The sequence below is a fragment of the Rickettsia massiliae MTU5 genome, from assembly GCF_000016625.1.
Taxonomy (GTDB): domain Bacteria; phylum Pseudomonadota; class Alphaproteobacteria; order Rickettsiales; family Rickettsiaceae; genus Rickettsia; species Rickettsia rickettsii.
Genome location: NC_009900.1, coordinates 12288 through 35160, shown reverse-complemented (window position 1 = coordinate 35160; position 22873 = coordinate 12288). Strand labels below are relative to the sequence as shown.

Sequence of the window (22873 nt, the reverse complement as noted above, 5' to 3'; positions counted from 1 at the left end):
TATTATTCTCTCATAAAATGAAAAATATCTTCCTACATTCCTTAAGTCTTGAGAATTATCGTAATTTTAAAAATCTTGAACTAAAAACAGATAATACACCAATAATTTTAATAGGTGAAAACGGTAGCGGTAAAACTAATATTTTAGAAGCTATATCGCTATTTTATCCAGGAAGAGGGCTGAGATCAGCAAAACTTGCCGATATATGCAAAACTTCAGAAGATCATTGTCTAGTTAAAGCTCTATTGCAAAGTAAGCTAGGACTTGCAGAATTTACCACCCAATTTAAACGTAGTTCTAATAGAAGGATAACTGAGTATAACGAAAGTAAAATAGCCAATAATGAGTTAAGTAAATTCACTAGCATGGTATGGCTGACTCCGCACATGGAAGGAATCTTTACAAGCAGTAGCAGTGATAGAAGAAAATTTCTTGATAGAATAGTTTATAATTTTGATCCAAAGCATACAGAGCTAGTTAGTAAATACGAATATTACATGCATGAGAGAAATAAAATTCTAGTAGAAGATATAAGAGATGATAATTGGCTTAAAATTATTGAAGAAAAGATGGCTGATATTTCTAACCATATTGCTAATAATCGCTTAAAAACCTTAGAATTTATGCAGCACGCAATAGATGACCTTGAAAATGAATTTCCAAAAGCCGATTTATCGATTGACGGCATTGTTGAACAAAAAATATTAAACGGCGAAGAAAATATTGTTAGTTTTATTACTGCAGAACTTTATCAAACAAGAAACAACGATAAACTACTTGGTCGCACTAGTTTTGGAGTTCATAAAAGTGACTTTTTAGTAAAGCATCAAAAGAAAAATATCTTAGCCAAATTCTGTTCTACCGGTGAACAAAAAGCTATATTAATTGCAATAATCCTTGCTGAAATGAATTATGCTATAAAGCTAACTAAAATAGCACCGATTTTACTTTTAGATGAGGTCTTTGTGCATTTAGACGACAAAAGACGTCAATATTTAATCGAATTTTTTACCGGTTTAAACATGCAACTATGGGTTACCACTACCAATCTAGAGGGAATAGAAAATTTTGCAACTAAAGCACAATTGATTAAGTTATAGTTTGTGTAATAATGTCATTCTTGCGAAAGCAGGAATCCAGAAAAAAAGTATTAAATACAGCAAATTTTTGAAATTAAAAGCTCGATTTATCTCGCTTTATGCTGGATTCCTGCTTTCGCAGGAATGACATTGAACACTTTTCTCGCACCATGTAACAACGCCCGCTAAAAGCGGGAATGACATCAAGAGTATTTTCTGATCCATACAATAAAGCACTATCCCAATCAGATTCACAAGAAAAATTTACAATATCCTTCTTGATTTTTATCGCACCTCTTAAAAAACCAAAATAACTATTATTATTTTTCATAAAATAACACTTCACTTACATATTATATGAGCATTAGTTAAATTTAAAGTTTTTTGTATATAAATATATTGCTTAATCTTTTAAAACTGCTTAAAATTAATTTTTAATTTATGTAAATACTATGACAAAACAAGCTAATAAAATATCCTATGATGAAGTACCTTATTCTCCATTTACTTTCAGTTATACCTCCCCACCTTATTTAAGAACTATCGGCAAGCTATTCGGGCTAAACCCTCCACCTCTTGAAACTGCTAAAATACTTGAACTCGGTTGTGGAATCGGTGTTAATCTGCTTAACTTTGCTGAAACATATCCTAAATCACAATCTCTAGGTGTTGACTTATCCAAAACACAAATAGAATTAGGTAAAAAAATTATCAGTGATTTGAAAATAAAAAATGCCGAACTAAAGGCATTATCTATATTGGACCTTGATGAGTCATACGGTAAGTTTGATTACATAGTTTGTCACGGCGTATATTCATGGGTACCTGAAGAAGTACAAGATAAAATACTCGCAGTCTGTAATGAACTGCTAAATCCGAACGGCATAGCTTTTGTAAGCTATAATACGCTCCCGGGCTGGAATATGCAGGGAACAATACGTGAAATGATTATGTTCCATTCAGAGCTATTTAATACTAGCCACGATAAATTACAGCAAGCTAGATTACTTTTAAAGTTCATCAATGACTCATTAGAAAGCTCCACAACGCCTTATTCTAATTTCTTACGAGATGAAACAAAATTATTATCTGCATATACGGACTCATATGTATTACATGAATATTTAGGCGAAATTAATACAGGTACATACTTTCACCAATTCATAGAAAAAGCTCAAAAAAATCATCTAAATTACTTAGGTGATACATCGCTTACTGCAATGTTTATCGGTAATTTACCTACTCAGGCAGCAGAAAAGCTACAAGCCATTAATGATATTGTTCGTACTGAGCAATATATGGATTTTATCACTAATAGAAAGTTCCGCTCGACATTATTATGTCATCAAAACATACCTATAAACAGAAAAATTGAATTTAATAATTTAAAAGAGTTTTTTACTAGCCTTAATATTAGACCGGTAATTCTAGAAAAAGCTGTTGATTTAACTAACGAACAGGAAAATGTCAGCTTCTATTACGAAAATTTACCTGAGCCTTTTATTTCAACCACTTCGCCGATCATGAAAGCTATTTTATATGTATATGCTGAAAATATTAGCAATCCGATAAGCTTAGAACAAGTAGCAAAAGAAGCTTTTAAAAAGCTTGGTAAATATCAATTACAAGATTTCTTAGCAGCATTAGAACAGCATTTTATCATATTCATTTTTCAAGGTTATCTCAAAATATTTGAGACCAAACCTCATGCTATAGCAACTATCACCGAAAAACCTAAAACTAGCGAATTTGCAAGATACCAAGCAAAACAAGCACATTTTAATAATGTAACTAGCGTGTTTAGCGTCACTAATAGACTTAACGATATGGTAGGTATACCGATACATGAAAAATATATTTTAGAAATGTTAGACGGTACGCATAATATTAATGATATTAAGAAAGGCGTTCTTGAAAAAATTAATTCAAAACTTTTAACTGCTCGTGACGATAAAGGACAGGAAGTAACAGATCCAAAATTATTAAAAGAATTTGTTGACTATGTAGTTAATACATCCCTTGAGAAATTCCGGATGAATTATCTGTTAGTAGAGTAATTAAAATGTTCGTGGTCAAGTCTGCTTTGTTGCATGGATCAGCTTTTCCATTATTGCGAGTAGTCGTAAGACTACAGCCAATCCATAAAAATATAATCTGAGTAAATGAAGAGTAGCTATACGAAGCTCAACTTGGAAAAGAGCAAGGAGCCTGTAAGCCGAGGAGTGGAGCGTATACTTAAATACGTGAGCATCCGAGGACTTACAAAGACGACACAGCCAATTTTTCAAGTTGAACGAGTATAACTATGCTACTAATTTTTCACGCAATACTTCAACTAACTTATTAATTGCTTCGGTTGGGTGGATGTTTTCAAGGATAGCAAGCTCGCCTGCAAGTCTATTTAAAGCTGATTCGTAGAGTGTTCTTTCACTGTAAGAACGATCATTATCAACATTTTTATGTAAGTCCCGTAATACTTCGGCTATGGCTACAATATTACCTGAGTTAATTTTGCCTTCATATTCTTGGGCTCTTCTACTCCACATTCTATTTCCTTGTTTTGGTTTACCTTGAAGAGTTGAATATATGACATCTAAATCTTTTCTGCTTGCAACTGCTCTAAGACCAACAACCGCAGCTCTACTAACAGGCACTTTTAATGTCATTTTATCCTGCGAAAAGGAAATTACATATACTTTAATTTCAGTACCTGCAATAGTATGATATTCTATATTTGTTATTTCACCAACTCCATGTGCAGGATAGACAATTCTCTGCCCTATTTTAAACTCGGATTTTTGTTCGGTTTTATGTTCGGATTGTGTTGTATTTGCCATTATTAATTCCTCCGTAGTGGTTTTAATGCCTAAGAACTTAATGTTAGACATTATTTTCTATAGTATAGCACATTTTGCTTTTATTATAAAGTAGAGATTTTTATTGAAATAAAATTGATACGATCTTATTGTAGATAATATTAATAAGTTAAAGGAATAAATATGCGAAGTATTTTTATTGTACTAATATTTTTATTATTTTTGAGTAGCTGTTCAGAAGAAAAAGCACAAGATAAGAAGCATGAGGAAAAACAAATAATAGAGCACGAAACTCTACAAAATAACGAAACTTCTAAAGAAACGAATCAGGAAGCCGTAAATTCTGAAAATACGGCTGAATCAATAGTTCCTGCTAATGATAATAATCAGACTGATGAAGTATCAACGCCGGCTTCACAAGAACAAGAACCAAAAAATCCTGCAATAAAACCTGTTAAAGTCACTTTTAAAGTTGATGATAATGATATGGTTCTCGGTAACAAAAAATCAAATGTTATAGTAGTCGAGTATTTTTCTCCTACCTGTCCGCATTGTGCTTATTATCATCAAACAATTTTTCCGGAACTTAAGAAAAAATATATTGATACTAACAAAATTGCATATGTGGTTCGTGAATTTATTGCTACTAAACAAGATTTAGATGCTGCAATTTTAGCCCGCTGCAAGGGGGATACAAATAGTTTTACACAACTTCATAATATTATATTAATACAACAAGATAAGTGGGCATATAGCAATAAATACAGAGAATTATTAACTGATATAGGACAACTTGGCGGTATTTCTCCAGAAGAATATAAACAATGTTTAAATAATGATAAAATTACTGAAATACTAATTGCTAATACCAATTTTGTAGCAAAAGCACCCCAATTTATAGGTACTCCTTCTTTCTTCGTTAACGGAGTACAAACAGGAAGTTATAGCATAGATACTATTTCCACAGCAGTTGATAAAGCTTTAGAGGAGCAGAAAGAAAAAGCAAAAAATGAAATGAGCTTGTAATTTAGATCGTCATTGCGAGCAGTCGTAGACTGTGCGACAATCTCGTTAAATATCCTGAGATTGCTTCGTCGACGCCTATGGCGTCTTCTCGCAATGACGGAGATAAACTAATGAATACGGAAAAACTAAAAGATATCAAAGCAAGAATTAAAGACTTAAAAACTCCTAAGTTTTCTAATCCTAAAATTCGGCAAGAAATTAGCCCGTTCACTATCGCTGTAGATTTAGTTTCAGGTACAATGGTAGGTGTCGTAATTGGAATATTTACGGATAAATTTTTTAATTCTAAACCTTTATTTCTTATTATATTTACAATAATAGGAATGATTGCCGGCTTTAACATTATAAGGCAAAAAGTAAATAATAAAAAGTAAGGAAATGACGCATAGCCCTTTAGCACAATTTGATATCAAAAAATTAATAGACATCAAAATGTTCGGTTTTGACGTCAGCTTTACTAATTCGAGTATCTATATGTTACTTGCTAGCATCTTAGCTCTAACTTATTTTTACTTAGCTTTTTATAACCGGAAATTAGTACCTTCTAGATTACAAGTGAGTGCTGAAATAGTTTATAATCTTGTAGCTGATATGTTAAATCAGAATATAGGAGTAAAAGGACGTAAATTTATTCCGTTAGTTTTTAGTTTATTTATTTTCATTTTATTCTGTAATTTACTTGGTATGACACCTTATAGCTTTACTACTACTAGTCATATTATCGTTACTTTTACCTTGGCAATTCTAGTATTTTTAACGGTAACTATAGTCGGTTTTGTAAAACACGGCTTACGTTTTTTAACCCTTTTTTTACCGCACGGTACTCCTTTATGGTTAGCACCGTTGATGATAGTAATTGAACTATTTACATATTTAGCAAGACCGGTTAGTTTATCATTGCGACTTGCCGCTAATATGATGGCGGGACATGTTTTATTAAAAGTAATAGCCGGTTTTACCGTTTCATTAATGATTTACTTGAAATTCCTGCCAATCCCTCTTATGATGATACTAATTGGGTTTGAAATTTTTGTTGCAATACTTCAAGCTTATATTTTTACTATTTTATCTTGTATGTATCTTAATGATGCTATTAATTTACACTAGGCTTTTTGCACAACTTGCTTCTAAAGATGATTAGATAAAATTTTTTGATTAATTAAAAGTGAGGTTTTTTATGGATATGGTTTCTTTAAAATTTATTGGTACAGGATTTATGGCTATCGGCATGTACGGTGCAGCTTTAGGCGTTAGTAATATATTTAGCTCTCTACTTAGTTCAATAGCACGAAACCCTTCGGCTACAGAAAACTTACAAAGAATGGCTCTGATCGGTGCAGGTCTTGCTGAAGCAATGGGACTTTTTTCCTTTGTAATTGCTATGTTACTTATTTTTTCTTAAAATTCATTTTTAAATGAGATGCCTCAATTTGATATTGCTACCTATCATTCACAAATTTTTTGGCTTATCGTGACTTTCGGCTTATTGTATATCTTTGTTTATAAATTTATAACTCCAAAAGCTGAAGAAATTTTTAATAATAGACAGACAAATATTCAAGATAATATTACGCAAGCCGATACATTGACCATAGAAGTAGAAAAGCTAAATAAATATTATAACGAGGAAATAGACAAAACAAATACTGAAATAGATAGGCTAAAAAAAGAAAAAATAGACTCTTTAGAATCAGAATTTTTAATTAAAAAAAAGAATCTAGAGCAAGATTTAAAAAATGCTATAAATCAAAACATTGAAGATATAAATTTAGCTGCTAAGCAATTTAGAACTAATAAAAGCGCAGCAATCATAAAGCTTGCCGTTAATATTATTGAAAAAATAACCGGCACTAAAGCAGATATGAATTTACTACAAAATATAAAAGTAAAATAATGAATTTCCTAGATGAGAGCTTCTGGCTTGCCGTTAGTTTTGTAATTTTTGTATATTTAGTTTATAGACCGGCAAAAAAAGCCATTTTAAATTCTTTAGATGCTAAGATTTTAGAAGTCCAAGAAAAAGTTCTAAAAGCTGAAAAGTTAAAAGAAGATGCTGCTTTGCTCTTTAAACATACCAACGCACAAATAAAGAAATTAGAAACTTTACGCTCTCAAATGATAGAAGAAAGTAATGAAGTTACCAAGAAAATCATTCAAGAAAAAACTAAAGAAATTGAAGAATTTTTAGAGCATAAAAAATCTGATGCTATACAGTTAATGCAAAACCAAAAATCAACCGCAAGTAAAGAGCTACAAGATGAATTTTGTGACGAAGTGATAAAACTTGTATCCGAATATTTTCAATCAGTTAAGCTTTCAGAAAGTAACATTGCTAAAAATTTAATGGATAAATCTGATTTTCCTCAGGATAAGGGTCTACATAGCCACACTAACCACTAGCTAGCAATTTAAATTGCTTCATCATTAACACACATACCCGTAAGTAATATCGAGCCATCAATAAAATATTCAGGATGTTCGTTTGTTATCTTATTTGTTAATTCAGGATAGGCTCTAACAAATTCTTTTACACAAGTGAAGTTTTTACTAGAGCTGTTATTAATCGCTCCTAAGCAAATCGCTTCAAAACATAACATTTTAGCTATTTCTATATTTTTAAGGTCAGATAAAACTCCTAGTTGTTTTGCTAAATATCTATCGCCTAAATAGCCTTTCACCCCCCAATTTCCTAAGATTGAGAACTTACTATTCCACTTATCTTTAGCAGCATTAATATATATTTTATTTAAAACATTCTTTTGTATTTTTTGTTTAATTTCTAATGTAACTTCCTCAAAATCGCCTCTTTGTAATATAAACTCCCTAGTTTCTTTCATTATTTTTTATAAATTCTGGTGCAATTTTTTGAGATAAGTTTTTAGCCTTGTAGTGACCTAAACCTAAAGTTTGTACGTACATTAAATAAGATTGTTTATAGAACTCTATATAGCTTCGTATGTATTATCTAATTTTCATAAATCACTCCGATATTATTAAGAGAGCTAGCAATAAAAGAAGGATGCACACTAATTCATGATCGATTTTTAAAGCTTTCTTATAATATTTTAACGATTCTTCAAATTTACATAATATATATTCATTATAATAACCCATTTTTTGATATAAATTTGCCTTTCTACATTTATCAATTTCAATATCATCATTTAATATTTTTACTACATGGGGATAAAATATTTTAGAATTTCCCAGTCTTCACTTGGAACATCTGTTAATATTGGAAATAAATCATCTAAGATTTCTGCTAGTCTTGTATAAATCTCTTTTTCATCTATCGCATGTTCTTTATATTTATTTATATATTGCTTTGTTATAAATTGCATTAATCTATGTAATTGTAAGCCGGCTTGTCTATTTTGGTATTTTAGATTCATTATCGATAATGCTTCTAACCTTTTTATAGGTTCTTGTAGCTTTTCTTTATCTATTAAAAATAATTCTTTGAAAATCTCTATACTGATAAAATCAGGGTCTACATCTGCAGAATATTGTAATATCTGCCAAGCTAAAGGTGATTTTTCTAATAATTGTAGTAATAAAACGGTTTCTATATGATCATCTTTGCTATTGTTAAAGTAATTAATGTAATCATTTACTTTAAGTAATTTATTTGCTTTTTTAAATACTGCTTTAGATAGCCTATAAGGTGATGCAGCATCGTGTTACTATCAAAGTCTTCTACTAATTTATCATCAATATCTTTCTTGTTTAATCTATTTTTTAGAGATTTCTTTAAATATAATATCGCTTCTTTTTTACTAAAAGACTCTAATATAATATTTTCTATATCATCACTTAAATTATTATTTTTAGTAGTAATTATCACTTGTGCCTTATCATTAAGTATATTAATTATACTGTTAAGATAATGCTCTATATCTTTATGATCTTCAACATTATCAAAAATAAATAATATAGCTGAATTTAAATTAGCAATCCTCTCATGGACTAATCTTATTATGTTTTCTTCCTTTTCATCTATTACGTAAATAGTAAATTCTTTAGCAAGTTGTCTATATGCTTCAAGGACTTTGTCTGCAGAATCTGCGTTAATAAAACGTACTATTTTCTTTTGCGCTTGTGTTTGTCTATCTCCATATTTTATAGCTAGAGTGGTTTTACCGGCTCCAGCGAAAGCACTAACTGTTACAAATCGTTTTTCGTTTAAAGTTTCTTCTATTTGTTGTAATATTTCATTACGGACAATCAGATTATAAGTTAATAAAGGGGGTAAATTGCTAATTATATTTCTGTAACTTTAATTGATTCATTAGGAGTATAAGCATTGCAGTCTTTTAATACTTTCTTTGCTTCCCTACTTACTTCAATTAACCTTAAAATTTGCTCTCTTAAGTCATCTACTTTAACTTTAGGTAAGTTTGTAAATATATAATATTTGCCATATTGAGGTTTTATTTCATATAGTTCTTTTATTACTTTTAACTGTTGTTTTATTAAATTTGGTATTTCTTTTTTATCTATACTCAATTTGCTCAACTGTGTGCTAGATACCAATCGCTACTGCCCTTATTATTTGTATTTGCTATATCTACAGACAAATTTACTTCTTTTATACGATAATGACCTTTGTAAGAAAGTTTAAATTTTCCCTCAGGGGTTATGATCTCTTTTGATAGGCAACCTTGTGCGGCATTATTTTCTAAATGCTTATAAACCTCTAAAAATTGTCCGGTTGCAATATTACCGCTTATAAGCTGATCGATTACCTCTAAGAAGCTTCCAAATGTCGTTGCAGTAGCATTTTTATATATTAGATTGCTTGCTAAAGGTATAAATATCAAGTGCCTTATTTATTAGCGTATTATCTTTAGGATTATATTCTATGCGAGGCCAATCTAGTACTTCCTCATACTTTATAGGTTTACCGGTTTTTGGATCAAAAGCATCTAGCATTGGATCAAGTAAATAACCGGATAATGATAATACGCCTTCTAACAAGGGAGCACATAGTTTTTAATTAGCGGTGTTTTATTTAATATATTTATTATCTTACCTGTATGCTTTGGAGTAATTTTAGGAAATAATCTATATACTTTATTAATATGCGGATTACAGACATTTACAAAATTCGGAGCTGATAAATAAGTTTGTTATATTTAAATTCTTTACGTCAAAGGTAGTTTCATGGCTATACATCTGCGGCTGAAGATTTTCTGTAGCTAAACCCGGGCTATCGAATGTGATTGCCTTTGCTTTTGGATAATGAAAATCTCTATGAGCACAATATAAACTAAGCTCTGCGAGCCATACACACCTAAAGAATGACTTGTGAAAGATAAATTATAATTATTCTCTTCAGCATATTTGGTAATCTCCTTTGTAGCTTCATATGCGGCCGCTTGCTCCCCCACTATCTGCCCATCTAAAATACTTTTAAAATGAGCTTTAAACGGTGAATTAGTTTTGAGCAAATCTAATTTTTCAAATGTAGTGTACCTCGATAGGTAAGTACCATTTGTTTTACTTTTTCATTTACATATGCTACTGCGTAATATCTACCTATTTCAGGCTTATTAAATATTTTAAATACTTTCCAGTCTTTTAATTGTTCATTTCGGGTTTTGACCTTTTCATTATTTTCTTTTTCTACAGCAAACTCTACAATATCATGTCCGTAGAATCCATATAAGCATGTAAACTAAATAAACCATGGACAAAGTCCGTAAGGTGGTGCTTATAGTTTTGATTATTTAAGATAATTTTACTTTCAATCTTTTGTACAAGCTCACTAGAAGCATTAGGCATCTTGCCCCAGCTTATACATTACCGATAAAATTATTATTTTGGATTTTAGCGGCTATTTTCTCTAGCTGCGGAAGCGTTAAATGTAGATTGCTAAAATCTAAATGAACAAATGAAGGGGCATGCTTTTCTAGACACACTATAATTGTTTGATAGTCACTTATAGTTTGAGAATAGTTAACTAGATTTTTTGAAGAAAACACATCTGCTTTCATAAATATACTTCATAAAAATTGAACTGAACTTTGCGTTTTCAACCGAATTTTTTGAAGCATTATAAATTAAAAGTTATTATTTTTATTCTGAATTTAAAAATTAGATTATTTAAGATCTTATATTATAGGAAAATATAGAATGGTGACCCCTACGGGACTCGAACCCGTGTTCCCACCGTGAAAGGGTGATGTCCTAACCGCTAGACGAAGGGGCCTTAATTTGGCAATATAGATATATTTAGTCATACCGTGGCTATGACCACGGCATGACAGTAAGTTAGAAGTTTTATACAACACCTTTGCAAATATTGCAAGTATAAAAATTATAGGTTTACCTTAAGCTTAACACTACCTTGATGACTTCTATAATGTTTATTTAGATAATAATTATAATCCAACGAAATAGTAGTATTTTTGATACTGCCTATAATACCCGTTCCTAAATTATAGGATGTTTTCGGTTGTTTCGGTATTAGATAATTATGTTTGAATGTATTATCAAATATTTTAACAACTCTATTTATTCTTTGGGTTTTCTCTTTAAAATTATGTTCTACCGCTCCTTGGAATGTTAGACCTAAATTATTAAATTTTAGAGCATCTTTTAAAGGTACTGTGACTTTAGTACCGACAATTCCGGACAATATATTATTCTCTTTCATTGTAAGAGCTATTTCTTGTACGTTAATACCGGTTTCATGATATACCCCGTCTCGTGACTTCCCGTATCTTAAGCCGATATTCGGGGTAATAATGAGCTTGCTCTGCAAAAGATAATTATAATGCAGTAATGCTTCCGCATTATAACTATGATTACGATGTTTTACATTACTTCTAATTTTAGTATCACCATATGAATAAGTTGTTTTATCTTTAATAAAGTTTTTAGAAGCAGAGACTAAAGCTTGTAGTGCAAAATTTTTCGGTAATTCTTTTTGTCCGTAAATAGAAACCACATGACTATTAATAAGTTCTTTATCATTATTTTTACTATTTTTAAATTTAAATACTGAATGAACATTACTATAAGCTATACCTACGATATTATTGTCGATTTCAGCATCGAACCCGATAGTAGCACCTTTGTTAGTACCTCTATAACCGGTCATATTTTCAACGCGTCCATGATTATTAGTGCCGTACATACCACGCATCCACAAACCTCTTTTTATATGAGACTCTTCTTCATCACCGGCTCCTACTGCTACCATATTATTAGACATATTCATAGATGCATCTAATCTGTTACGAATCATATTATTTACAATAGTATTAACAACTTTCACTTGATTTAAAGTAGGAGCGTTTTCTGAAATTTGCGTTTGCATTTCTTTTTTTGCTTCCTGTTCAAGAGGAATAGCCGTATCAACTTCCGTTATTTTAAGATTACCCCCATCGGAATCGGATAATTGCCCTATTGTTTCTTCTTCCTCTTCAAACCCTGAATCATAACTTTCTTTATCTTCACTACCATCGCCTAATGCTAAACATTCCTTTTCTCTATCGTCACTTAATGCTAATGCACACTCATTACTTGATGCAAGTGCAGGTAATGAAGATAATTGTCTACTTACTTCTGTTACTTCTGTGTCTTCTTGTTCTTCATCTCCTGCAGGTAAGGTAGATTCTGATTTACCATCCGACACTAACATGTCTTGTAACAATAACTGAGCAAGAATATCTGCAGCTTCTTCGCCTGTATACTTCTCTAGAAGTAACGAAGAAATTTTTTCATCATGTTCTTGTAATCGTGCATTCATTGCTAAAAGCATTTTTTCATCTAATTCCTCTACATCCTGTATACGATTACTTATATAAGCCATTGCTTCCTTAATATGATTAAGTTCCTCACTTCTAGAACTTGAGCCAGGCAATTCTTCTATTTTTTGTATTTTATTGCTTAATACTCTTATATAGGTATCTACATAATCTTTATCAATTTCTATAGTTAGAGTATCTACCGGAGTTACAACATCACGACTACTCAAATCATCACCATTAGATAAGCTGTTTATGCTACCAACTGAAGATGAACATGAAAATACCGGCTTACTCTCAGTTACCTTAGCTTTATAATCATTGGCTATTTTTTCATCATGTTTAGATTCTAATTCCCCTAATTTCATAACATTAGAATTGTTTAAATCCTCTAAGCCACTAACCGAAGGTGAACGGGATAGATTTGATTCTGCATCACTAAGTAAACTGCTTATGTCACCAATTGAATAGGAACGTGATATTGATACATCTGTGCTTGAATACTCTTCATTTAAAGAAAATGCTGCTTCTATGGCTTTCCTTTTTTCTTTTAATTGTGATTCTTTTGAAGATAAGTCTCGTGCTTCTACAGCTAACCGCTTAAATTCTAGGTTTTCTGGATCTCGATATTGATTCAATTTGGCAATAGCTTGCTTTTCCTTAACTATTCTAGCTTCCTCTACTTTTAATAGTTTATCTTCTAAATCCAAATAATCTAATTTCTTGTCAAGCTCGGCACTTCTGAATAATGGTATAGGTAATTTTCGTTTACTAGTATTCTTGTAACTTATAGATGGCTTAGGTTGCTCTGTCTTATATATTGTTTCTGATGCTAAATTCTCATCACTAACCGACTCATATATAGTAGATAATGGCTGTGTACCTTTTTTAATAGTACTATCAACCAAATTTGGTAAGCTATTCATATTAGCAGTCGGCATAGAATGGCTATTTCCCCAATTTGGATTAAATCCAACATCTGCATCTGTTTTTATATTATTAAAGTGTTTATCTGCTCTGCTTTTAATAGCATCTATTTTTTTTTCTGCTTTTGCATTATATGCTTTTATATCTTCCGGTTTGTGTATTAATACCTGCTGTAGTTCTTGAGAGATTTTAATTGTTTCGTGGTAATCATTTTCTATTTCCTGTAAAACTAAATTAAGTGATTTTTTTTGTGAAGGACTGGTTGTTTGCAGTATTGTGGTTCTCTTTGCATCTAAAAGGCTTACAAGCTGAGTTGCCTTTTTTGTGAATCCACTAACTACACTTAAACTAGACTCCTTATGATTCTCATTTCCCCAGGCGTGGCCAAATCCTCCCTCTTGATCTACTGTTCTTTGCTTTGAGGTTTCTCCATCTCTTTTCCTTTTTCTGTTCTCTGCATCATTTGTTTGCAAAATTGACCCTACTTTTGATACAGCTCTCTTTATTATATTACCTTGTTTTTTCTTACTAGAACCTGAATAGGTACTTTCTTCAGTTAAAGTTTCTTGAGGTACATTTGTATTCATTCTTTGGTTATACGCTGCATCCCAACTCGCTGATAGTTGATCGAAATCATAGGCTGACGACAAATTTTGACTTTCCAAACTCCTAAAGCCTGAATCAAAACGTTCTTCTTGTGAATGTAAATCTAGCCCTAGATCATTCTGCACACCTAAAGTTTCGGTACGCATTTTTTCTGATTGCAATTGTTGTATCTCCGGAATACTTCCACTTACATTATTTTTCCTCGATGAGTCACTTTTAGCTGAAGACGAGCGTGATAATATTGGAGTAGCGCTTTTTCTTGACTTCTCTTCATACTCTGCATAAGACTGAAATATTTCCACTTGCTCATATACTTTTTGAGTTTCCGGAACTCTAGCTTGCTGAATGTCATATAATTTCGAGAACAAACCTTCATATGCCTTTATACTGGCAAGATGTGCAATCTCACCTAATTTTTGATTAAATTGATCCGCACTTAACTTTCTCATTTCTGTCGCTAAACTATCCATTACACCATCTATTTGAGCTTGATTTGACTGATTTGGCTGTATGCTATTCAAATAATTAATGTATTGTGAAGCCTTAGCCTCGTAAATATCTTTTGAATGATCTGTTTCTTTACCTAAAGTGCCGCTTGATAAGCTCCCCAAGCCTGAATCCATACTTTTAGGGTTCTCTATTTCTTGACTCGGCAATATTACTATATAAGGTTGCTGCTGAACTTTTATTGGTACTAAGTACTCCTCTTCATCCTCTGGTTGTTCACCTAAAATTCTCTGAACCCCATGACTTAATGGCATGGTTGGCTTTGCTTTTGGCGGCTGCTTATAAGTAGAACCGGTAGAACTATTATAAACAGCAGGAGTTAATAACTTTAGATTTGCCATCTCATTTAATTGTTCAGAATAACCATTCATTTTATCTTGCATGGTTCGTAATGCCGTTCTACTTGTTTCTTTTTTCGCACTAGCAGCTACTTCTTTAGCTTTATCTGCTGCCGTTTTTATAGCTTGTTCTTGTTTCTTTATTTCTGATAACTGCTTTTGTGCTTCTTGTTTTTTCTTTTCTCTTTCTGTTCTTTGCTTATCCTCTGCTTGTCGCTGTTTTTTTGTTTTTTCTGCAGCAATATGTTGTTGATTTTTTTGTACTAATACACCTTGCTGAGCCTCATTAATTCTTGCTTGCTGTGCTTGAAACGCACTAACTTGGGTTGACGCCGTTGTAACCGGAACTGTTTCCTGCGATTCTATCGAAATTTTATTTGCTGGAATATCTATTTTTTCTATTTTCTGAAATAATCTATCTGCTTTATTGTTTTTACTTGTTAACTTTTTTTCAAGTTTCTTTATTTTATTTTTATCTTCACCACCTACTTTGATTTGTGTTTCTATCTTTTCAGCTTTTGACTTGAGTGTTTCTATTGTTTTTTGTGCTGAAGTTAGCTGCATATACAACTTCTGCAATGATTTTGTATTTTTTGTATCTGTGGTATTTTTTTGAATAGCCTGTGTTACTTCAGCTAACTTGATTCCTATCATCTCATTAACTCGTGATATATTACTTACCATTCCTGCTGCAATTTCAGTACTGCTTTTTTTTATAGGCAACGGTACAAATGTCGACTTCGGAGGAACTTCTGGTTTAACCTGCGAGCTAGATTGCACTGTCTGTTGTTGCGGGTCGCTACTGCTAAACGATAATCTGCGTGCTGCCTTTGAGTTTGTGTTTGGTGGTGTATTAGCTCCTAAACTATCATTTGGTTTAGAATCTGAAGTAGACTGATACGGAGTCACCGGTGTTGATGATGGAGTACCAGGTGCCGTAGTATAATGTTCAGGTGATATCAGGGTAGTATTTGGTGTATTAGGTGCAGTGACAAAACTATTATTTGAAGCTGGGCTAACAGTAGGTGAAGACGCTGTTATTATAATCTCTGGTTTTTGAAGCATTTGTTCTGTCGGTTCAGGAGTATAAGTATTTTGAATTTGCTCTGTTTTTTCAGTGCCTACAAATGTTTTGCGTCTAGTAATTGGTCGTACTTTTCTTGCTTTCCCGACATCAGACTTACTACGTGCTACCACTTTATAATGATCCTCTACAGGAACATCTTTTAATGGATTAGATGCCTTAGGTTTGTTAGATATTTTCATTTCTCTTATTTCAGATGGAGTATATGTGTTTATTTCCGGTTCCGGTACAATTACTGTTCCTATCTGCTGCGGGGTATTTGTCGTATCTTTGTTTCCGTTTAATTGTGACAAATTATTCAACAATTTATTACTGAGGTCGATACGAAATGCTTCTTTACTCATCGCCATACCCTCAAAAGGTATTGCAATTATTGCTCCTACTGAAATAGAGGCAAGCAGAGAATATTTTAAAAATCTTGATTTTTTTAGTAAATGTTGTTCTGTTAACTTATTCATTATAAATATCTCAATTTAAATTAAAATTTTTTATATACATAAACGTTGGATATTCTTCTAATAAATAAGTTAATAAAAAGCAATATATAAAGTTAATTTATCTTAACCTATAATTACAAGAGAATTTTGTTCTAATTATTGAAAATATAACAGATATGACGTATAATGTATTTTTAACTTTTGATAGAAAATACTACAATATTTTAAAATAACTTTGGAAACGGAGTATAATAATTTAAATATTTGGTACTTTGTTAGTTTTATTTTTACGGTATTATTGTTTATTTTCGCTTGATTTTGAACTTTCATTTACAACAAATTTTTTCATTTTTTGTGTTTGTTTAATATTAACCTTTACTAGAAATTCTAATATATTTTTACAGTTTATTTACTGAGTGATTATTGCTTTTATTTTTGGCATATTCATCTCTAAATATTGTGTGACAAATTTACACATAGCGAAATGCTTTATAAAGCTATCATCACTAAAATTAGCGGTAAAATAGAATCGATAAAACCGACTATTATATAGGAGGATAAGTAGTATTAAGTCGTATAAAGATAGAAAAAATTAATCGTAACTTACAAAAAGTTAAAATTAGTATACCGAAAAAATATATACAAGAAATTAGGGTAAATAACCGAATTACTTTGCTTGCTAAGCTCTATAAGCCGCAAAATAGTATACTTACCCGGGGATTATGATTTTGGTTTTTACGCTTATCTATCGGATATTGGAGCAAACGGCTATGCGATGTCTGAGCCGCAAATTATAGAACGTAATGAAACAAATTTTGATAGTTTTATTTATAGAGTGCGTTCCTATATTTATAATAATTTAATAGAAAAGCTAGGATCTGCCTTTTACCATGATCGGGTTTGATAACGATATTCTAAAGCTTATGGGGATTCTTTATTGATATAATAATAAAATCAGCCGCCTATTTTAATAGTTCACCAGCTGCTGTATGGTATTTCGGTTATATTACCAATTTCAGCATATTACTCTTTTTATTCGGCTTTTTTGGATTTGTATATGGAAAACCGCTTGGCGTTTGCTTGGTCTTGCAATCATGGCAATATCTTTTATATTTATGTTCTACTCCCCAAAGCCGGAATTAATATTTGATGCAAATCATATGGCCATATGGCGGTAGGCGTTAAAGATAGAGAAAATAAACTAGTAATACATGCTGATAAAATACCTGCTTTCAATAGAACTTACTGGGCTAATTGGTTTGGACAAAAAGATAGTATGGTGTTACCTTAGAGAATAATATTTTTTAACCAACTATGGACAAAAAATTGTCATTAATAAAGATAATCATTGTGAGAAAGCCGAAATTCATATTAATCTCAATTATAAATCTAAATGCCGCGGGAGCTTAATATCGAATAATGCAAGTTACACACAAAATACTAAAAATCCCCTCAAAAGGATATAGAAAAATCTTGAGTCTCTTAAATGAAAAAGGACAAGCAAGACTTATAGGTGGCTGCGTACGTGATACGTTACTAGATCTCTTGCATAACAAAACTAATAAAGAGGAATTTGCTGGATCGACGTACAAATTACCTTTAGAAGCAAGTTATCCAAGAGATCGACTTGAGAAAGGTAGCTACGATATAGATATAGCTACTAATTTGACACCTAGTGAAGTAACAAATATTTTATCTGGAGCTAAAATAAAAACTATTCCGACCGGTTTAAAATTTGGCACGATTACGGCTACTTTAAATAATGAAAAATTTGAGATCACGACTCTTAGGAAAGATATTGAATGTAACGGCAGACATGCCAAAGTAATATTCACCAACGATTTTGCCGAAGATGCCGCAAGACGAGATTTTACTATTAATGCTTTAAGCTATTGTCCCTTTAAGAACGAGATATATGATTATTTTGAAGGGTTTAAGGATTTGCAGCAGGAAAAGGTTGTATTTATAGGGGAAGCTCTAGATAGAATTAAAGAAGATTATTTGCGAATTCTACGCTTTTTTCGGTTTTCTAGCTATTATGCGAATCAGCTTGATGATGGCAACTTTAAAGCATGTAAAGCTTTAAAAGACGGCTTAAAAACTTTATCACGAGAGCGAATTAAAAGCGAAATGGATAAAATTATTGTTTCAAAAAGAGCAGCACAAATTTTAAAAGCTATGTTTGAAATAGGAATATTAGAACTAATATTCTCTATCCAAAATTATGAAATAAAATTTTTTGAGCAGGCAAATGATTTTAAATTAGAATTAGTGACTCGATATGCACTCTTATTATATTGTCAAAAAGATTTTAATTTAAAGGTCTTTCTAGATTGGAAATTCTCAAAACATGAAGCAATGCAAATATTATCAATAACGAACTTTCTGAATGACGCTAAATTTAACATGAAAAAAATTTGGTTTGAAAAAAAGAATTATAAGGAATATTTATTAGCAGCCAGCATAATCGGTAAATTAAATCATTCACAAGTAAAAGAATTTATCCTTAAATATGATGCGTTATTACGTCCTAAATTCCAAGTAAACGGTAATGATTTGTTAAATATGAATATAGAAAAAAAAGAGATAGGAATAAAACTAGAATATCTAAAAAATTTTTGGATAGAGCAGGATTTTAAACCTAGTAAATTAGAGTTGTTGGAGAAATTATGAGAGCTAGTACATCACACTGTCATTGCGAGGAAAAATTGAAAATTTTGACGAAGCAATCTCGTGCCAAAATCCTAAGATTGCCACGCTCCTTTCAGTCGCTAGCAATGACGATTTGGTATCAACGCAAGCAAGCCTTCGCAGGGATGATGACATACCTAGCATTACTATTCCTTACATTCCTCAGCCTTACTAGCTATGCTAAGCCTAAGATAGTTGTAAGTATTACGCCAATCGGTAGTATTGTTTCGATGCTTGTTAAGGATAAAGCGGATATCGAGAGCTTAGCTATTAGTAGTGATTGTCCACATCATTATAATTTAAAACCTAGTGATTTAGTAAAAGTCAAAAATTCCGATATAGCAATTTATATTAATGAACAATTTGACGGTTTTGCCGAGAAATTAATTGATAATTATAGCAAAAACATTATAAAAATCAGTGATATTAAATCTTTAACCACTATAAAAGATAATTGGCATATTTGGCTTGATCTTAATAATGCTGTGATTTTACTACAGGAATTTGCACGAATATTTAGTGAAAATTTTCCTGAGCTACAAGAAGATATTAATAATAACCTTTCAACAGCACTTAAAGAATTAAATAAGCTACAAGAGATTAAAAATAATGAGCTTGCAACGATAAAAGACGTAATTTTATTAAGTGACAGTAGCGAGTATTTTTTTCTTAATACTAATATTAAAACTGCAAAATTATATAGCGAAAGTCAAACAAGCCTCCGATATATAAGCAAGCTAGAAGATTTAATTAAAGAGTCTAATAACAAATGTCTTGTTTTCAGTAATGAACAAAATTCACGATTATACGACAAATTAAACGCTAAAATAATAATATTAAATAGCGAAAACTGGAATGTGCAGAATATAGATTCCAACACTTTTCAGAATCAATATTTACAAATGATTTATCAAGTTAAAAAATGCATACACTAAATAGCGAAGAAGAGACAAAGAAGCTTGCAAAGCTTTTAGCACAAAGCTTAAAACCAAATGATATAGTTTTACTTAACGGTGACCTTGGAGCAGGTAAAACATTTTTTTGTCGTGAAATTATTAAATATTTTTGCGGTGAAAATACAAGCATTATAAGCCCGACTTTTAATTTACTGCAAACGTATAATAAAGCATCTAACTTCACTATATATCACTATGACCTGTATCGTCTTAAATCACCTGAAGAAATTTATGAACTTGGATTTGAAGAGGCATTATTAAACGGCAATTTAATTTTAATAGAATGGTCTGAAATTATTAAGCATTTACTTACTCCGCCTTTAATCGAAGTAAATCTAGAAGTATTAGATAATAATAAACGTTTATGTAGTATAATAACAAATTATAAAGAAAATTCACAAGAATCTTCCCTTATTGATTTTTTACAAGATTCTCCGCTATTCGATACAAAACTTGATATTCAAAGAGATAAAAGCCCTACTAGAAAAGTTAAGTTATAATTATGAACTATTTAATTTTTCTTTTAAATAATTTATAAACTTCTCCATCATTTCTTTTTCCTACAAGAAAGATATTTAATATCTTATTTAAAAAAATCCTTACTCTCTTCCTCTGATAAAAAACCGCTTTTACTCGCATTTTTTGCTTGCATTGCCCACCAATACATATCTTCAAGCTGATTAAATTTCTCATATTCTTGATGTGATATAAGAACAACTATGGGCTTACCGTATTTATAATTACCGGTGATTTTACTGCTTGATTCATCAACTCCCCAAAATGATTTTGAGCTTCTTTACTACTAATACTTTTCATATTGTTACTCTATTTAGTTTGTATAATTATTATATTAGCTATGATAAGCTATTATCAATATAATAACTTACTAATATTTTCCCTGCTTCTAATACTTCATTTTCAAAATCATCTTTATTGGAAAGAAGGAAATTATCTTCAAGAGGTTTATCTTTAAAATAAGGATGACTAAATGAATGATTAACCCATGTTATTTGTAAATAACCGTTTTCTTGTTGTTTTAATAACCATAAGAATTTTTTTCTGTATGCTTATTAATCCATAATCCTGAAACACATATAGCAATCGGAATAGTTTTATTTAGTTTGATCGATAATTCTACGAACTTTTTAAAAAAATCTTCTTCAAAGCTTTTGGAAGAAGGACACATGTCAATTGTCAAGAACTATCCTCTTTATACATGCTACTCCTCGTAGCACCGTAATTTTGTTGTATATAAGGTGCAGAGCTATATTTATTTAAAACTTTAATATACGGAGTTTTACTTAATTTTTTTAGAAGATTTTCTTTTTCTATTTTATTCGTAGGTAAAATTACCAGCTCTTGTAGGGCTATTTCAGTTTTAAAAGAATTCGGGTCTACTAAAACGAAATATGATTTTTCATTATTTAAATAAGAACGAATTCTTATTTTTTTCAGCAATTACATGCAAAAATACCGGTTTATAATCAGTTATAATTACTGCTTTTTCACTTGCATAGCTTAAACTAAAAAACAATATTACAAAAATAAAACTTAAAATTCTTTTAATTTATTTGTCTCCATAACGCTCGTATAAAATTCCGCAATTTTCTCTTTTACAGCTAGAGGATCGTTCATTAAATTAACAGCACCTCTAAACTCTGCTGAATTCGGTAAACCGCTACTATCATATAACCAGCCAATATGCTTTTACGTGCAATAGGTACACGCGCCCACAGATTTCACCATAATAATCAAGTATTATCTCATAATGCTCGGTTACGATATCTAGCTGCTCTGCTATAGAGGGAGCAGATTTTTCTTCACCTGTTTTAAGATAATGATCAATTTGTGAAATAAGCCAAGGTTTGCCATATGCTCCTCTACCGACCATAATACCGTCTGCACCGGATTTTTGTAGGGCTTCTTTTGCCTTAGCAAAATTAGTAATATCACCGTTAGCAATAACCAGAATCTTTACCGATTCTTTAACTGATCGTATAAAATCCCAATCGGCATTACCGGAATAAAACTGGCATCTAGTTCTACCGTGAACGGTAACCATCTGAACACCTGAGCTTTCAGCAATTTTTGCTAAAGTCGGAGCGTTTTTCGTATTATCATCCCAACCCATACGCATTTTAACGGTTACCGGCAGCTTAACCGCTTCAACGGTAGCTTCAAAAATTTTACAGCTGCTCATCCCTCATTAGAGCCGAGCCTAAATAACCGCCTACTACTTTTTTCACCGGACAGCCAAAATTAAGATCGATAATTTGTGCCCCCATACCCTCTCATTTTAGCAGCTTCTGCTATCGCATTCGGCTCACAGCCTGGGGCTAGCTCTGTACGCAAGCACTTGTTGCATCATCACGCATAATGGCACTTTTTTTAGTGACTGCATAGATTCCACAATCATTGCTCTACTTGCTACCATTTCAGAAACTACAAGCCCTGCACCAAATCTTTTCACCAATTTTCTAAATTCTAAATCCGTAATACCCGACATTGGAGCTAGTATAATATTTAAAGAAAGCTCAATATTGCCGATTTTGATCATAAAAACCGAAAAATAAACACTCATAATATCATAATTAAGTATTTTTGTCTAATATTACTAATTAAGAATAGACAAAAGCCGATTAATCTATTATA

At 31.5% G+C, this 22873-nt stretch carries 23 protein-coding genes, 1 tRNA gene and 6 pseudogenes; 15 read left to right on the top strand and 15 right to left on the bottom strand.

The features are described 5' to 3' along the window. Positions 1 to 17: 17 nt before the first annotated feature. Positions 18 to 1100, top strand: a complete 1083-nt coding sequence (gene recF / locus RMA_RS00205; RefSeq protein WP_012152351.1) for a DNA replication/repair protein RecF — start codon at positions 18 to 20, stop codon at positions 1098 to 1100. 73 nt (positions 1101 to 1173) lie between these two features. Here the strand turns inward: recF and RMA_RS07770 are convergent, their stop codons facing one another. Continuing rightward, the gene (locus tag RMA_RS07770; RefSeq protein WP_148194395.1) at positions 1174 to 1410 is read right to left on the bottom strand and encodes a hypothetical protein; all 237 of its coding nucleotides are present in this window, start codon (positions 1408 to 1410) and stop codon (positions 1174 to 1176) included. Between the two features lie 121 nt (positions 1411 to 1531). Between RMA_RS07770 and RMA_RS00200 the strand changes: the two genes are divergently transcribed. Continuing rightward, positions 1532 to 3136 carry a methyltransferase regulatory domain-containing protein gene (locus RMA_RS00200; protein WP_041404456.1) on the top strand — a complete coding sequence of 535 codons (1605 nt, stop codon included), beginning with the start codon at positions 1532 to 1534 and terminating at the stop codon, positions 3134 to 3136. A 105-nt stretch (positions 3137 to 3241) separates the two neighbouring features. After that, a pseudogene (locus tag RMA_RS11850) lies at positions 3242 to 3372 on the top strand (palindromic element RPE5 domain-containing protein). Between the two features lie 10 nt (positions 3373 to 3382). Here RMA_RS11850 and RMA_RS00195 read toward each other — a convergent pair. Then, the gene (locus RMA_RS00195) at positions 3383 to 3916 is read right to left on the bottom strand and encodes a CarD family transcriptional regulator (RefSeq protein ID WP_008581156.1); all 534 of its coding nucleotides are present in this window, start codon (positions 3914 to 3916) and stop codon (positions 3383 to 3385) included. Between the two features lie 162 nt (positions 3917 to 4078). Here RMA_RS00195 and RMA_RS00190 point away from each other — a divergent pair, with 162 nt between their 5' ends. From RMA_RS00190 to RMA_RS00165, 6 genes are all read left to right on the top strand, one after another. Then, positions 4079 to 4921, top strand: a complete 843-nt coding sequence (locus tag RMA_RS00190) for a DsbA family protein (RefSeq protein WP_041404455.1) — start codon at positions 4079 to 4081, stop codon at positions 4919 to 4921. 110 nt (positions 4922 to 5031) lie between these two features. Then, positions 5032 to 5295 (top strand): AtpZ/AtpI family protein, encoded by a 264-nt coding sequence (locus tag RMA_RS00185; RefSeq protein WP_014365153.1) that lies wholly within the window; start codon positions 5032 to 5034, stop codon positions 5293 to 5295. Positions 5296 to 5299: 4 nt separating this feature from the next. Further along, on the top strand, positions 5300 to 6028 hold the full coding sequence (locus RMA_RS00180; RefSeq protein ID WP_014365152.1) for a F0F1 ATP synthase subunit A: 729 nt from the start codon (positions 5300 to 5302) through the stop codon (positions 6026 to 6028). Between the two features lie 70 nt (positions 6029 to 6098). Next, a complete protein-coding gene (locus RMA_RS00175) occupies positions 6099 to 6323 on the top strand; it encodes a F0F1 ATP synthase subunit C (RefSeq protein WP_014365151.1) in 225 nt (74 codons plus the stop codon). An 18-nt stretch (positions 6324 to 6341) separates the two neighbouring features. Next, positions 6342 to 6815, top strand: coding sequence for a F0F1 ATP synthase subunit B' (locus RMA_RS00170; protein WP_012152344.1), 474 nt, complete (start codon positions 6342 to 6344; stop codon positions 6813 to 6815). Next, on the top strand, positions 6815 to 7321 hold the full coding sequence (locus tag RMA_RS00165) for a F0F1 ATP synthase subunit B (RefSeq protein ID WP_041404454.1): 507 nt from the start codon (positions 6815 to 6817) through the stop codon (positions 7319 to 7321). The genes RMA_RS00170 and RMA_RS00165 overlap by 1 nt, the downstream gene beginning before the upstream one ends. 8 nt (positions 7322 to 7329) lie before the next feature. On the opposite strand, the gene RMA_RS10365 is transcribed toward RMA_RS00165, so the two are convergent. The 10 genes and pseudogenes from RMA_RS10365 to RMA_RS00110 form a co-directional block, all read right to left on the bottom strand. After that, entirely contained in the window at positions 7330 to 7758 is a 429-nt protein-coding gene (locus RMA_RS10365) for a hypothetical protein (RefSeq protein WP_238375488.1), read from the bottom strand. A gap of 128 nt (positions 7759 to 7886) precedes the next feature. After that, positions 7887 to 8071: pseudogene (locus RMA_RS10360) on the bottom strand (tetratricopeptide repeat protein). Positions 8072 to 8097: 26 nt separating this feature from the next. Next, positions 8098 to 8313, bottom strand: a complete 216-nt coding sequence (locus RMA_RS10355; RefSeq protein ID WP_231288546.1) for a hypothetical protein — start codon at positions 8311 to 8313, stop codon at positions 8098 to 8100. A 218-nt stretch (positions 8314 to 8531) separates the two neighbouring features. Next, complete coding sequence (locus RMA_RS10350) at positions 8532 to 9119, bottom strand: AAA family ATPase (protein ID WP_238375596.1); 588 nt, start codon at positions 9117 to 9119, stop codon at positions 8532 to 8534. A gap of 62 nt (positions 9120 to 9181) precedes the next feature. Continuing rightward, positions 9182 to 9427 (bottom strand): hypothetical protein, encoded by a 246-nt coding sequence (locus RMA_RS10345; protein WP_238375487.1) that lies wholly within the window; start codon positions 9425 to 9427, stop codon positions 9182 to 9184. A 5-nt stretch (positions 9428 to 9432) separates the two neighbouring features. Next, positions 9433 to 9741: a hypothetical protein gene (locus RMA_RS10340; protein WP_041404452.1), complete on the bottom strand. Its 309-nt coding sequence runs from the start codon at positions 9739 to 9741 to the stop codon at positions 9433 to 9435. Beyond that, entirely contained in the window at positions 9704 to 9898 is a 195-nt protein-coding gene (locus RMA_RS10335) for a hypothetical protein (RefSeq protein ID WP_041404451.1), read from the bottom strand. The genes RMA_RS10340 and RMA_RS10335 overlap by 38 nt, the downstream gene beginning before the upstream one ends. Positions 9899 to 10716: 818 nt before the next feature. Further along, positions 10717 to 10917, bottom strand: coding sequence for a hypothetical protein (locus tag RMA_RS10330; RefSeq protein ID WP_014408087.1), 201 nt, complete (start codon positions 10915 to 10917; stop codon positions 10717 to 10719). A gap of 140 nt (positions 10918 to 11057) precedes the next feature. Beyond that, positions 11058 to 11132: transfer RNA gene (locus RMA_RS00115), tRNA-Glu, on the bottom strand. A gap of 108 nt (positions 11133 to 11240) precedes the next feature. Further along, positions 11241 to 16595 (bottom strand): autotransporter domain-containing protein, encoded by a 5355-nt coding sequence (locus RMA_RS00110; protein ID WP_041404450.1) that lies wholly within the window; start codon positions 16593 to 16595, stop codon positions 11241 to 11243. 655 nt (positions 16596 to 17250) lie between these two features. On the opposite strand from RMA_RS00110, the gene RMA_RS00105 reads away from it, so the two are divergent. The 6 genes and pseudogenes from RMA_RS00105 (at position 17251) to tsaE (ending at position 20721) form a co-directional block, all read left to right on the top strand. Then, positions 17251 to 17478 carry a hypothetical protein gene (locus tag RMA_RS00105; RefSeq protein ID WP_041404449.1) on the top strand — a complete coding sequence of 76 codons (228 nt, stop codon included), beginning with the start codon at positions 17251 to 17253 and terminating at the stop codon, positions 17476 to 17478. Further along, positions 17453 to 17564 (top strand): annotated as a pseudogene (locus tag RMA_RS11845) (ComEC/Rec2 family competence protein); the annotation flags it as partial. The gene RMA_RS00105 and the pseudogene RMA_RS11845, both read left to right, overlap by 26 nt. A gap of 104 nt (positions 17565 to 17668) precedes the next feature. Beyond that, positions 17669 to 17882: pseudogene (locus RMA_RS11840) on the top strand (hypothetical protein). A 111-nt stretch (positions 17883 to 17993) separates the two neighbouring features. Then, the gene (locus RMA_RS00095) at positions 17994 to 19247 is read left to right on the top strand and encodes a CCA tRNA nucleotidyltransferase (protein WP_041404448.1); all 1254 of its coding nucleotides are present in this window, start codon (positions 17994 to 17996) and stop codon (positions 19245 to 19247) included. Then, positions 19244 to 20200, top strand: coding sequence for a metal ABC transporter solute-binding protein, Zn/Mn family (locus RMA_RS00090; RefSeq protein ID WP_041404447.1), 957 nt, complete (start codon positions 19244 to 19246; stop codon positions 20198 to 20200). The genes RMA_RS00095 and RMA_RS00090 overlap by 4 nt, the downstream gene beginning before the upstream one ends. Further along, complete coding sequence (gene tsaE / locus RMA_RS00085; RefSeq protein WP_012152339.1) at positions 20188 to 20721, top strand: tRNA (adenosine(37)-N6)-threonylcarbamoyltransferase complex ATPase subunit type 1 TsaE; 534 nt, start codon at positions 20188 to 20190, stop codon at positions 20719 to 20721. Before RMA_RS00090 ends, tsaE begins: the two co-directional genes overlap by 13 nt. A 217-nt stretch (positions 20722 to 20938) precedes the next feature. Here tsaE and RMA_RS10165 read toward each other — a convergent pair whose 3' ends face one another. The 3 genes and pseudogenes from RMA_RS10165 to dusB all read right to left on the bottom strand — a co-directional run bounded on the left by RMA_RS10165 (position 20939) and on the right by dusB (position 22778). Further along, entirely contained in the window at positions 20939 to 21037 is a 99-nt protein-coding gene (locus tag RMA_RS10165) for a type II toxin-antitoxin system Phd/YefM family antitoxin (protein WP_014408094.1), read from the bottom strand. 56 nt (positions 21038 to 21093) lie between these two features. After that, positions 21094 to 21788, bottom strand: a pseudogene (locus RMA_RS00075) (hypothetical protein); the annotation flags it as partial. After that, positions 21773 to 22778 (bottom strand): annotated as a pseudogene (gene dusB, locus RMA_RS00070) (tRNA dihydrouridine synthase DusB). The pseudogenes RMA_RS00075 and dusB, both read right to left, overlap by 16 nt. Positions 22779 to 22873 lie beyond the last annotated feature (95 nt).